Raw genomic sequence first — 13,712 nt, forward strand, 5'->3', positions numbered from 1 at the left:
GAAAGAACAATTGAAGGTTCTATTAGAGCAATGGGTTTAAAGTTAGACTATTAATTAAGTGGGAGAGCGCAAGCTCGTTAAAACCAATGAGGTGTTATCATGGCTAAGACAAAGTCGAAAAAGTATTTAGAAGCTGCAGCGAAAGTTGACAGTACAAAATTATATTCAATTGAAGAAGCTATCAATCTTGCAAAAGAAACAAGTAACGTTAATTTTGACGCAACTGTTGATGTAGCTTTTAACCTTGGTGTAGATCCAAGACATGCTGACCAGATGATTCGTGGAGCATTAGCTCTTCCAGCTGGTACAGGTAAAGACGTTAGAGTATGTGTTATTACTTCTGGTGATAAAATCAAAGCGGCTGAAGAAGCTGGTGCAGATTTCGCTGGTGGTGACGACATTGTACAAAAGATTGCCGGTGGTTGGTTAGATTTCGATAGAGTTATCGCATCTCCAGACATGATGGGTAAGCTTGGTAGAATCGGTAGAGTACTAGGACCTAGAGGTCTTATGCCTAACCCTAAGTTAGGAACAGTTACTCCTGACGTTGCTAAGGCCGTTACTGAGCAAAAAGCTGGTAAGGTTGAATACCGTACAGAGAAAAATGGTATTATCCACCTTCCTGTTGGAAAAGTATCTTTTGATGCAGACAAGCTAAGACAAAACATTGATGCAGTTGTAACTGCTGTTGTTAAAGCTAAGCCAGCGTCAGCAAAAGGTACGTACTTAAAGTCATTAACTTTCAGTACGACAATGGGTCCAGGAATTAAAGTAGATACATTAGAAGCGCTAAGCGTAGCTAAATAATAGGGTTGAAGAAAGCAGGTTGCGCACTCAAGGAGTTGGGAGCGCTTAAAGCCAGCCGAAACTCCCTCCTAATATTAACCAATTTGGAGGTTTTATGTTAACCAGAGAAGAAAAAGGCGTCATTGTCGATTCATTGAAAAATGATATCGCTAATGCGAAGGGTATTTTTCTTACAAATGTTATCGGGATGACTTCGAACGATGGTGTAGCTCTAAGAAAAGAAATTAGAGAAGCCAACGGGAAGCTAGTGGTAACTAGAAATACTCTTTTTGGACTTGCGTCTAAGGGTACGGAAGCAGAAGAAATGCTTGCTAACCTTAAAGGTCCACAAGCGGTAGCATTTGCATTTGAAGATGCACCGGGTGTTGCGAAGGCTCTTAAAGAAGCTGGAAAGAATCACGAAGTGGTAGAACTAAGAGGTGGATTACTTGATGGAAAGATTCTTTCTGTTCAAGAAGTACAAGCTCTTGCTGATTTACCATCACTCGACGAAATGTTGGGTACATTACTTGCAACTTTCAACGCTCCTGTATCAGCATTAGCCAGAGTGCTTTATGCGATCCAAGAACAGAAAGAAGCGGGTGCAGAGCCTGCTCCTGTTGAAGCTGCTGCTGAAGAAGCGCCAGCGGTTGAAGAACCAGCAACTGAAGAGTAGAAAAGTTAACAATTTATTATTTAATAATTAATTTAAAAAATTTAGGAGTTTTATATGTCAATTACAAACGAACAACTTATCGATCACATCTCTGCAATGTCAGTTTTAGACGTTGCTAACCTAGTTAAAGAATTAGAAGAAAAATTTGGTGTATCAGCGGCTCCTGTAGCTGTAGCTGGTGCTGCTGCTGGTGCAGCTGCTGAAGAGCAAACTGAATTTACAGTTATGCTAACTGACGTTGGAGCAAAGAAAATCAACGTAATTAAAGAAGTTAGAGGAATTACTGGATTAGGGCTTAAGGAAGCAAAAGAACTTGTTGAAGGTGCTCCAAAAGCTGTTAAAGAAGGTATTGAAAAAGCTGAAGCAGAAGAGATTCTTAAGAAACTTGAAGCTGCTGGAGCAAAAGCTGAGCTTAAGTAATTTGTTACTTAGTTCATCTTTTAAAGACTTAAGTCTTTAGAATTTGTAAAAAATAAACGGTGTGAAGACGGACGCGTCTTCACGCCTTTTTGCATTTTTGGCAAAAAAAATAAAAATCGATTTAATATATACTTTCTTCTCTCTAGGAGACATCAAATGACTGAGGTTTTTAAGCCGAATGAATGGTATCGAAAGAGTTTTTCTACAGCTCCAACGGTACTTGAGACACCACCACTCATGAATCTTCAGTTGAAATCTTTCGAAGAATTTCTGCAAAAAGATGTGCCACCGGCACAGAGAAAAATGGTCGGATTACAACATGTATTCCACTCTGTTTTTCCAATTCACGATTTCAACAAGACAGTTTCATTAGAATTTGTAAGTTATACATTAGAAGAGCCTAAATACTCTGTTAAAGAGTGTAGACAAAGAGGCCTTTCGTACGAAGCTCCACTTAAAGTGGTTGTTCGTCTTGTTTTCTACGAAGTAAACGTAGATAAAGATGGGAACGAGCAAAGAACTGTATCTTCAATTAAAGAGCAGGAAGTTTACTTAGGTAACATCCCTTTAATGGCAGAAACAGGATCTTTCGTTTACAACGGAACTGAGAGAGTAATTGTATCTCAGCTTCACAGATCTCCAGGTATTATTTTTGAGCACGACTCAGGTAAGAAGCACTCAAGTGGTAAATTACTTTATTCTGCTAGAATTATTCCTCATAGAGGTTCGTGGTTAGACTTCGAGTTTGATCATAAGAATGTTCTATTCGCGAGAATTGATAGAAAAAGAAAATTACATGCAACTGTAGTACTAAAGGCTATGGGATATACGACAACTGATCTTCTAGAAATGTTCTATGAGATGGAAACGTTAAATATCAATAGCGATGCTACTTTTTCAAGAGAACTAGACTTCTCACTAATGATTGGAACAAGAGCGTTTAACGATATTCTTGACCCAAAAACTGGTAAGGCCCTAGTTAAGAAAGGTAAGAAGTTCACTAAAGCATCAGTTAAGAAATTAAATGAAGCTGGAGTTACTGAAGTATCTGCTGAGCTTGAAGAAGTAATTGGAAAAGTTGCTGCAGAAGATATTTTTGACGAAAACACTGGTGAAGTTCTATGTCTTGCTAACGAAGCGATTTCGGAAGCTAAGATTCAAGAATTAATTACTGCTGGGATTACTAAAATTAAAGTTATCTATATTGATATGATTAACTTTGGTGATCAAGTTAGAAATACACTTCTATTAGATAAAACTGATTCAAGAGAAACTGCTCTTACAAAAATCTTTGAAAGATTACGTCCTGGTGAGCCACCGACGGTAGAAGCAGCTGAATTACTATTCAACAACTTATTCTTTAATGAAGAAAAGTATGACCTATCTAAAGTTGGTCGTATGAAAATTAATTATAAGTTTGGATTAAATGTTCCAGTTGAAAACACTGTTCTTACTAAAGACGATATTGTTATGACTGCTAAATACCTTGTTGAACTAAACAATGGTAAAGGTAAAGTAGATGATATCGATCACCTTGGTAACAGAAGAGTACGTGCGGTAGGTGAACTACTTGAGAACCAATTCAGAGTTGGTCTAGTACGTATGGAAAGGGCAGTTAAAGAAAGAATGGCTATTCAAGAAATTGAAACAATGATGCCATATGACCTTGTTAACCAAAAGCCTGTTTCAGCATCAGTAAAAGAATTTTTTGGTTCTTCTCAGCTGTCTCAGTTTATGGATCAAACAAATCCACTTTCTGAAGTAACACATAAAAGACGTCTTTCAGCACTTGGGCCAGGTGGTCTAACGAGAGAAAGAGCTGGTTTCGAGGTTCGTGATGTTCACTCTACTCACTACGGTAGAATGTGTCCGGTTGAGACTCCAGAGGGACCAAACATTGGTCTAATTACTTCACTTGCAACTTATGCAAGAGTTTCTGAGTATGGTTTCATTGAAACTCCATATCAGACTGTAAATGAAGATCTATCTTTAGGTGCAGCTAAGTACTTCACAGCTTTTGAAGAAGAAGGAAAAGTAATTGCACAGATCGATAACAACCATATTGTTGATGGTAAAGTAGACGGAGAACATGTTCCTTCTCGTGCGGCTGGTGAATTTACACTTGTACCAAACGATCAAGTAGAGCTGATGGACGTTTCGCCTCAACAGATGATTTCGATTGCAACATCTTTAATTCCTTTCCTTGAGCACGATGATGCCAACCGTGCACTAATGGGATCGAATATGATGAGACAGGCCGTGCCTGTTGTTAGAACTGATGCTCCTATCGTTGGTACTGGTATTGAAAGTACTGTTGCTAGAGATTCGGGTGCGATTCTATTTGCAAAACATTCAGGTAGAGTTATCTTTGTAGATTCAAATAGAATCGTTATTCAAAGAAACCAATTTGATGATGGTCAATCAGGTGTTGATATTTACAAGCTTGTTAAATATCAAAGAACTAACCAAAATACTTGTAATAACCAAAAAGCACTAGTTAAAGAAGGTGATGTTGTTTCTAAGGGAATGGTAATCGCTGACGGTCCTGGTACTCATTTAGGTGATTTAGCTCTAGGTCAAAACGTTCTTGTAGCGTTCATGCCATGGGGTGGTTACAACTATGAAGATTCGATCCTAATCAATGAAAGACTACTTGCAAGAGATGTTTTCACTTCAGTTCATATCGAAAGTTATGAAGTTGAAGCAAGAGACACTAAGCTTGGTAAAGAAGAGATCACTCGTGATATTCCAAATGTTTCTGAAGAGGCCCTTAAGGATCTTGATGAAGCGGGGATTATTAGAGTTGGTGCGATCATTAAGCCAGGTGACATTCTTGTTGGTAAGATTACTCCAAAAGGTGAAACTCAACTTTCACCAGAAGAGAAACTTCTTAAAGCAATCTTTGGTGATAAGGCCGGAGATGTTAAAGATACTTCTTTAAGAGCACCATCATCAGTACGTGGTACTGTTATTGATGCAAAAGTTTACACTAGAGAAGGTGTTGAACTTTGTGCAAGATCTAAAGAAATAATTGAGCAAGAAACAACTTTAATTAGAAGAGATGAGAGAATTGAAATTAAAGCAATTCAAACTTCTTCAATCTTAAAGATTGCAGACATGCTTAAAGGTACTAAGACAACTGATAGACTTGTATCTGAAGATGGTTCAACTGAACTTCTTCCTAAAGGTGCAGATCTAACTAGTGAAGTTCTAGCTTCAATTCCATTTGAGCTTATTGGTTACTTACCACTTGAGCCAGCACTTGAAGAAAGACTAAGTGAGTACTTTGCAGACGTAAGAAATAGAATCAACAGAGTTCGTCAAAAAGCCAACGATGAAATAGCTAAGCACCATAGAGGAGATGAATTACCTCCAGGTGTAATCAAGAAAGTTACAATTTACGTAGCGATCAAGAGAAAGCTTCAGCCTGGTGATAAGATGGCCGGTCGTCACGGTAACAAAGGTGTTATCTCGAACGTTCTTCCACAAGAAGATATGCCATTCTTAGCAGACGGTACTCCAGTAGAAATCGTTCTGAATCCTCTAGGGGTTCCATCTCGTATGAACATTGGTCAGCTTCTTGAGCTTCACCTTGGTTGGGCCGGACGTGGTCTAGGTGAGAAGATGAAAGCTCTAATTGAAGATCAAGTAGAGATGTCAGAAATTAAAGATTACATCTACAAGATCTATGAAACTGAAGATGTTAAGAATTGGCTTAAAAAAGCTACTGATAAAGAAGTAAGAGCAGTTGCTGATCAATTAGCAACAGGTGTTCGTTTCTCAACTTCAGCATTTGATGGTGCTAAGGAAGAGAAAATTAGAAACATGCTTGCTCTTGGTGATTTAGAAGAGAATGGTAAGACTACATTATTCGACGGTATTACAGGTGACGCATTTGCGGAAGATGTAACTGTTGGAGCGATGTACATGCTTAAACTACACCACCTTGTTGATGAAAAACTTCACGCAAGATCTACAGGTCCTTACTCACTTGTAACTCAGCAACCACTTGGTGGTAAGGCTCAGTTCGGTGGACAGAGACTTGGGGAAATGGAAGTTTGGGCACTTGAAGCATACGGTGCAGCTTACACTCTTCAGGAATTCTTAACTGTTAAGTCAGATGATGTTATTGGTCGTACTAGAATGTATGAGTCAATTGTAAAAGGTGAGCAAGTTCTTGAGCCAGGTCTTCCTGAATCATTTAACGTTCTTATTCGCGAGTTACAGGCACTTTGTCTTGATGTGAAGTTAGATGAGAGTACTGAAGAAGAATTTTTTAATTAATTTTAATCCCCGAGTTTAACTCGGGGACATATTGAGGGTTAGGCATGAAAGACTTATTGAACTTTTTTGATAAACCAAAAGATCCGATTAGTGTAGAAGCTGTTTCTGTAAAAATGGCATCTCCTGACACTATCCGTGAGTGGTCGTTTGGTGAAGTTAAAAAGCCTGAAACAATTAACTATAGAACTTTTAAGCCAGAAAGAGACGGTCTTTTCTGTGCCAAAATTTTTGGACCAGTAAAAGATTACGAATGTATTTGTGGTAAATATAAGAGAATGAAGCACAGAGGTGTTGTGTGTGAAAAGTGTGGCGTTGAAGTAACACTTTCAAAAGTAAGAAGAGAAAGATGTGGTCACATTGAGCTTGCTGCTCCTGTTGCACACATTTGGTTCCTACGTTCACTTCCTTCACGTTTAGGTGCACTACTTAGTCTTACTCTTAAAGAGCTTGAGAAAGTTCTTTATTATGAGGCATTCATTGTTACTGCATCAGCAACTGATGGACAAGACGGTGGATTAGAGATTGGTAGAGTAATTACTGAGCAACAATACTATGAGCTAAAAGAGCAAGGTATTGAATTTGAAGCCGGAATGGGTGGAGAAATTGTTAAGGATATGCTTAGAAAAATCGATCTTGATCTTGATAACAAAGAATTAAGAAGAGGTTTAAAAGCTGCTACAACAGAAATGGCGAGAACTAAGATTGTTAAAAGATTAAAAGTTGTTGAGTCAATTTTAAAGTCTGAAAACAAGCCTGAGTGGTTCATGATGGATGTTGTTCCAGTATTACCACCAGATTTAAGACCATTAGTACCTCTTGAAGCTGGTCGTTTTGCGACTTCAGATCTTAACGATCTTTATAGAAGAGTAATTAATAGAAATAACCGTCTTAAGAGACTTAAAGAACTAAATGCTCCAGAAATCATTATTAGAAATGAGAAGAGAATGCTTCAAGAAGCAGTAGATGCTCTATTTGATAATGGTAGAAGAGGAAAGGTTTTCACTGGAGCTAATAAGCGTCCACTAAGATCTCTTTCAGATATGCTTAAAGGTAAGCAAGGTCGTTTTAGACAAAACCTTCTTGGTAAGCGTGTTGATTATTCAGGACGTTCTGTAATTGTTGTTGGTCCAACATTAAGATTACACCAGTGTGGTTTACCTAAGTTAATGGCTCTTGAGCTTTTCAAGCCATTTATTTACAACAAACTAATTGAGCTTGGTCACTGTACAACTATTAAAGTTGCTAAGAAAATGGTTGATCAACAAAAAGAAGAAGTTTGGAATATCTTAGAGCAAGTTGTTCAAGAGCACCCAGTACTTCTAAACCGTGCACCTACTCTTCACAGACTTGGTATTCAAGCATTTGAACCAATTCTTATTGAAGGTAAAGCTATTAATCTTCACCCTCTTGTATGTACAGCATTCAACGCTGACTTTGACGGTGACCAGATGGCGGTACACGTTCCTCTATCACTTGAAGCACAAATTGAGTGTAGAATTCTTGCAATGTCGACTAACAACATTCTTTCTCCGAAAGATGGATCACCAATTATCGTTCCTTCACAGGATATCGTTCTTGGTCTTTACTACATGACTAGAATTCGTCCATACGCTAGAGGATATGGAAAAGTATTTGCTTCTAAAGAAGAAGCACAATTTGCATACCATTCTGGAAACCTTCACCTTCAAGCTCCTGTTAAAGTAAGAGTTGAGGGAGCATTGATTGAAACTAGTGTTGGTAGAACATTTGTATTTGATGCAATTCCAAAATGTTTAAAGTATTCAGATATTAATAAGATTCTTGGTAAGAAAGAGCTAGGTGCACTTATTGATAAAGCTTATAGAGTTGGTTCTGAAAAAGAAACTGTTCTTCTAGCTGATTCATTAATGAGACTAGGTTACTTCCAAGCAACAAAAGCTGGTATCTCAATTAACGTTCACGATATGACTATTCCAGAAGAGAAAGTAAATATTCTTGATGAAGCATATACTGAAGTATCAAAAATTACTGAGGAATATAACGAAGGTTCTATTACTAACGGTGAGAGATACAACAAGATCGTTGATGTTTGGGCACAAACTGGAGAGCATCTAACACAAGTTATGCTTGAGAGAATATCAATTGATACATTTACAAGTGATGTTGAAGGCGAAGAAGAGATTAAGGCTCCTTCATTCAACTCTCTTTATATGATGGCAAACTCTGGTGCAAGGGGTTCTGCACAGCAGATGAGACAGCTTGCGGCCATGCGTGGTCTGATGGCAAAACCATCTGGTGAAATTATTGAAACTCCGATTACTTCAAACTTCCGTGAGGGGCTATCGGTTCTTGAGTACTTCTCTTCTACACACGGTGCGCGTAAAGGTCTTGCCGATACAGCACTTAAGACAGCTAACTCTGGTTACCTAACTAGAAGGTTAGTTGATGTAGCACAAGATGGTATTATCAGAAACGAAGACTGTGGAACTCAAGACGGTATTACATTAACTTCAACTATTGAAGCTGGTGAGATCGTTGAGCACGTTGCTGAAAGAGCAATGGGTAGAGTAACTGCAGCTCCAATCGTTGATGGTGAAGGTAAAGAAATTTTCGATAGAAATTACTTACTAACTGAAAAAGATATGGATCAGCTTAAAGAGCGTGATGTGGATCAGATTAAAGTTAGATCAGTACTTACTTGTAAAGAAAGACATGGTTTCTGTGTTGATTGTTTTGGGCGTGACCTTGCAAGAGGAACAAGAGTTTCAATTGGTGAAGCTGTTGGTGTTATCGCTGCTCAGTCAATTGGTGAGCCAGGTACACAGCTGACGATGCGTACATTCCACGTTGGTGGTACGGCAACTGCAGGTGCACAGGTTAACAAGACTCAGATTAGAACGGCCGGTGATCTTTCTTACGAAAATGTAAGTGTAGAAACTAAAGCTGATGGAACAATGATTGTAATGAACAAAGTTGGGGAACTTATCATTAAAGATGCTCGTGGAGCGGAAAAAGAAAGATACCCTGCTGTTTACGGTGCTAAGATCTTCTTTAAAGAAGGTGATGCTGTTAACGTTGGTGATACAATTATTGAATGGGACCCATTTGCGATTCCAGTTCTTACTGAAGTTAAAGGTACGATTAAATACGAAGATATTATTGCTGGTGCAACGATTAATGAGCAGACTGACACAGTAACTGGGTTAACTCAGAAAGTTGTTGTTGAGTCTAAGGATCCATCTCTACAACCTAGACTATCTATTGTTGATGAGAATGGTAATCCAATCATCGTTCCAGGAACTAAGAGACATGCAACTTACCGTCTACAAGTTGGTGCCAACATTATGGTTAATGAAGGTGATCAAGTTGGAGTGGCAGATGCACTATCTAAGTTATCTCGTGAAACTACTAAGACTAAGGATATTACCGGTGGTCTTCCAAGAGTTGCAGAACTTTTCGAAGCAAGAAAGCCATCTAATGCGGCTCAAATTTCTGATGTTTCAGGAACAATTGAATTTGGTCCAGAATTAAGAGGTAATAGAAGAATTATCGTTAGACCGGAAGATGGAAGTGATCCTGTTACTTACTCTGTTCCAAAAGGTCGTTACGTGATTGTAAACGAAGGCGATTATATCCGTGCTGGTGAAGCTATTATGGATGGTCCTTCGAATCCACACGATATTCTTAGAGTTATGGGAATAAAAGCTCTTGCTCGTTATATTGTTGACGAGATTCAAGAGGTTTACCGTCTTCAGGGTGTTAAGATCGATGATAAGCATATTGAGGTAATTGTTTCACAAATGCTTAAAAAGATTGAAGTTCTGAACGCAGGTGATACAAACTTTGTTGTTGGTGAATCTGTGACTAAGGGTGAATTTAAAGAAGTAAACGAACAAATGATTGCTGATGGTTATGAGCCTGCTCAAGGTAGACCAATGTTACTTGGTATTACTAAAGCATCACTTACAACTGACTCGTTTATCTCTGCGGCTTCATTCCAAGAGACGACAAAAGTTCTTACACAGGCAACGTTAGAAGGGAAGTCAGATTCTCTACGTGGTCTTAAAGAGAACGTAATTATGGGTAGATTGATTCCAGCTGGATCAGGTATTTCTAAATATCGCGACTTTGAAGCGGTAGTTGAAGAAGAAGAAGCTGAAAAAGTAGAAGAATCAGTTACATTAATGGTATAAATAACTTGAATCGGTCAAATTGGTGTGATACATCAATTTGGCTGATTTAGCTAAAATTGCGATAGTAGTAGAAGGAGTGGGTAATGCCTACGATTAACCAATTGATTAGAAAAGGTAGAACGGATAAGCAGACAAAGACAAAGTCTCCTGCCCTAGTAGCCTGCCCTCAACGTAGAGGTGTTTGTACAAGAGTTTATACAACGACTCCAAAGAAACCAAACTCGGCGATGAGAAAAGTTTGTAGAGTAAGACTAACTTCAGGTTTTGAGGTAACTTCTTACATCGGTGGCGAAGGTCACAACCTCCAAGAACACAGTATTGTGCTTTTAAGAGGTGGTAGAGTTAAAGATTTACCAGGTGTTAGATACCATACAATTCGTGGTGCTCTTGATGCAACAGGTGTTGATAAAAGAGGACAAAGACGTTCTAAGTATGGTTGCAAGAAGCCTAAGAAGTAATTGCTTAGCAGATTATTATTAATCACTGGCCGCTTGGTCGGTCAGAGTAAATCCCTTAGTGGATTGAAGAGGAAGTTTTTATGAGTAGAAAACGTAGAGCGCCTGCGAGACTGGTTCTTCCAGATCCAGTGTATCAAGACGTAGTGATTTCTAAATGTGTTAACAGTTTAATGTTACAAGGTAAGAAATCGGCAGCAGAAAAAATCTTTTACGGTGCGATGAACATCGTAGAAAAGAAAACTGGTGAAGAACCATTAAAAGTATTTAAAAAAGCACTTTCAAACATTAAGCCGGCTGTAGAAGTAAAATCTCGTCGTATTGGTGGTGCTACATACCAAATACCTGTAGAGGTTAGACCTAACAGACGTCAGTCATTAGCACTTAGATGGCTTAGAGAGTACTCTAAGAATAGAGGTGGTAAGACAATGATGGAGAAGTTAGCCGACGAAATCGTTGATGCTTCTCAAGGTAGGGGTGGAGCTGTTAAGAAGCGTGAAGACGTTTATAAGATGGCTGAAGCAAACAAAGCATTTGCTCACCTTAAGTGGTAATATAATTTAAATTCTAATTGCAATTTTTATGGCTTCCTAGGTGTTAAAACCTAGGAAGCCATTTTTAGTAAAAGGCTTAAGGAATATGAGCTCAGTTCAAATCGAAAAAATCCGTAATATTGGTATCATGGCACATATTGATGCAGGTAAAACTACGACTACAGAGCGTATCCTTTATTACACAGGAAAAAGCCATAAGATCGGCGAAGTGCACGATGGTGCAGCAACTATGGACTGGATGGTTCAAGAGCAGGAGAGGGGTATTACAATCACTTCTGCGGCCACTACATGTACATGGAATAAGAAAAATATAAATATAATAGATACTCCAGGACACGTCGATTTTACAATCGAGGTTGAGAGGGCCCTTAGAGTGCTTGATGGTGCTGTAGGTGTCTTTGATGCGGTTTCTGGTGTTGAGCCACAGTCTGAGACAGTTTGGGCGCAGGCGGATAGATATAAGGTACCAAGGATCGCATTTGTAAATAAGATGGATCGAGTTGGTGCAGATTTTCAAAATTGTTTAGAAGAAATAAGAGAAAGATTAGGAAAGAAGGCTGCCGCTATTCAATTACCAATTGGTGCAGAGGAAAATTTTCTTGGCATGGTTGATTTAGTTGAAATGAAGGGATTGTTTTTTAGTGACGATAATCTCGGTGCAACTGTTGAGGAAAGAGAAATACCAGAAGATATGCAAGATGAGGCAACTCTAGCTAGAGAAGAGCTTGTAGAGGCTTTATGTGATTATGATGATGACCTTGCTGAGGCTTATTTAGGTGGAGAAGAAATTTCTCTTGAAACTATAAAGTCCGCAATAAGATCAGCAGTAATTAATAACGACTTTATTCCAGTTCTTTGTGGTTCAGCATTTAAAAACAAAGGTGTTCAGCCTTTATTGAATGCTATCTGTGATTATCTTCCTTCTCCAATTGATAGAGGGGAAATAAAAGGTCATAGTGCAAAAAATATTGAGAAAGAGGATACTAGACAACCTTCTGAAGAAGATCTCTTTAGTGGTCTAGCATTTAAGATCGCTTCTGATCCATTTGTAGGTATGCTTCATTATGTAAGGATATATTCAGGAACTCTGAAGCAGGGTGCAACAATATATAATCCTCATAAAAAGAAAAAAGAAAGAATTACTAAGATTCTTCAGATGCATGCAGATAAGAGGACAGAGCTTTCGGAAGCAAAGGCCGGAGATATTGTTGCTGTATCTGGTTTGAAAGATACAATAACTGGTGAAACTCTTTGTACTGACCATAAGCCAATTGTTTATGATCTAATGGATTTTCCAGAGTCAGTTATATCTGTGGCAATAGAGCCAAAGACAACTGCGGATGAAAAAAAATTAATGGAGTCTCTAGGAAGACTGATGTTAGAAGATCCATCGTTTACTTATCAAAATAATAAAGAGACAGGACAACTTTTAATCTTTGGGATGGGTGAACTTCATTTAGAAATTATCGCTGATAGATTAGAGCGTGAATTTAAAGTTGGAATAAGAGTGGGAGCTCCACAAGTTTCATATAGAGAGAGTATTCTTTCTGCAGGTGAAGCAGAGAACACTTTTGATAGAGAGCATGGTGGAAAAGTACAGTTTGGTCATGTGAAGTTGAAGGTAGAGCCAGCTGATTGTCAGGCTGGAGTAGAGTTTGTAACTTCTTTAACTAAAAGAGATATTCCACAAGAGTTTATCGACGCAATAGAGAAATCAATTCGTGATACTGCACCAGGTGGCGCAATGGCAGGGTATGCTTTTATAAATATAAAAGTAACTCTTCTAGAAGCAAAGTATAGTGAAGAGTCATCTTCTGAAGTTGCTTACATTATTGCAGCGTCTACGGCTTTTAGGGAAGCTTGTCAGAAAGCTGGTATTGGTTTATTAGAGCCTTTAATGTCTTTAGAAGTCGTGACTCCTATTGACTATACTGGTGATGTGATTTCTGACATAAACATGAAGCGCGGTAAAGTTTTAGCAATGAATGCAAAACAAAATAAGGAAGTTGTTGAAGCAGAAGTTCCATTAGCGGAGATGTTCGGTTACAGTACTGACTTGAGATCTAAATCTCAAGGTAGAGCTAGCTTCACAATGAACTTTAGTAAGTACGAAAGTTTATCAAGAGATATGGCAAAAGCTATCCTTGAGAAGAAAGGTATATATATTTAAATAACGTAATATAAGAAATGATTAATAATAATTAAATCTTTAGGAGAATTAAAAATGGCAAAGGAATCTTTTGACAGAAGTAAGCCCCACGTAAACATTGGTACGATTGGGCACGTTGACCACGGTAAAACAACATTAACAGCAGCAATTTCTGTAACTCTTGCAAATGCAATGGGTGGAGACGTTAAGAAATTC

9 protein-coding genes are annotated in these 13,712 nt (G+C 38.4%); all 9 read left to right on the top strand.

From position 1 onward, the window contains the following. Window positions 1-99 precede the first annotated feature (99 nt). The gene (rplA, locus tag ABX784_RS10940; protein ID WP_372655075.1) at window positions 100-807 is read left to right on the top strand and encodes a 50S ribosomal protein L1; all 708 of its coding nucleotides are present in this window, start codon (window positions 100-102) and stop codon (window positions 805-807) included. Window positions 808-901: 94 nt separating this feature from the next. Further along, on the top strand, window positions 902-1,462 hold the full coding sequence (gene rplJ / locus ABX784_RS10945; protein ID WP_372655076.1) for a 50S ribosomal protein L10: 561 nt from the start codon (window positions 902-904) through the stop codon (window positions 1,460-1,462). A gap of 54 nt (window positions 1,463-1,516) precedes the next feature. Further along, on the top strand, window positions 1,517-1,882 hold the full coding sequence (gene rplL / locus ABX784_RS10950; RefSeq protein ID WP_372655077.1) for a 50S ribosomal protein L7/L12: 366 nt from the start codon (window positions 1,517-1,519) through the stop codon (window positions 1,880-1,882). 156 nt (window positions 1,883-2,038) lie between these two features. Next, window positions 2,039-6,166 (top strand): DNA-directed RNA polymerase subunit beta, encoded by a 4,128-nt coding sequence (gene rpoB, locus ABX784_RS10955; protein WP_372655078.1) that lies wholly within the window; start codon window positions 2,039-2,041, stop codon window positions 6,164-6,166. A gap of 44 nt (window positions 6,167-6,210) precedes the next feature. Next, window positions 6,211-10,338 carry a DNA-directed RNA polymerase subunit beta' gene (gene rpoC / locus ABX784_RS10960; RefSeq protein ID WP_372655079.1) on the top strand — a complete coding sequence of 1,376 codons (4,128 nt, stop codon included), beginning with the start codon at window positions 6,211-6,213 and terminating at the stop codon, window positions 10,336-10,338. 83 nt (window positions 10,339-10,421) lie between these two features. Beyond that, window positions 10,422-10,796, top strand: coding sequence for a 30S ribosomal protein S12 (rpsL, locus tag ABX784_RS10965; protein WP_014245824.1), 375 nt, complete (start codon window positions 10,422-10,424; stop codon window positions 10,794-10,796). 80 nt (window positions 10,797-10,876) lie between these two features. After that, complete coding sequence (gene rpsG / locus ABX784_RS10970) at window positions 10,877-11,347, top strand: 30S ribosomal protein S7 (protein WP_372655080.1); 471 nt, start codon at window positions 10,877-10,879, stop codon at window positions 11,345-11,347. Between the two features lie 85 nt (window positions 11,348-11,432). Beyond that, window positions 11,433-13,517: an elongation factor G gene (fusA, locus tag ABX784_RS10975; protein ID WP_372655081.1), complete on the top strand. Its 2,085-nt coding sequence runs from the start codon at window positions 11,433-11,435 to the stop codon at window positions 13,515-13,517. Window positions 13,518-13,571: 54 nt separating this feature from the next. After that, window positions 13,572-13,712: GTP-binding protein (locus tag ABX784_RS10980; RefSeq protein ID WP_372653961.1), on the top strand; the 141-nt coding region annotated here is incomplete at its 3' end.

Origin of the sequence: Halobacteriovorax sp. (assembly GCF_041587335.1) — a bacterium.
Taxonomy (GTDB): domain Bacteria; phylum Bdellovibrionota; class Bacteriovoracia; order Bacteriovoracales; family Bacteriovoracaceae; genus Halobacteriovorax.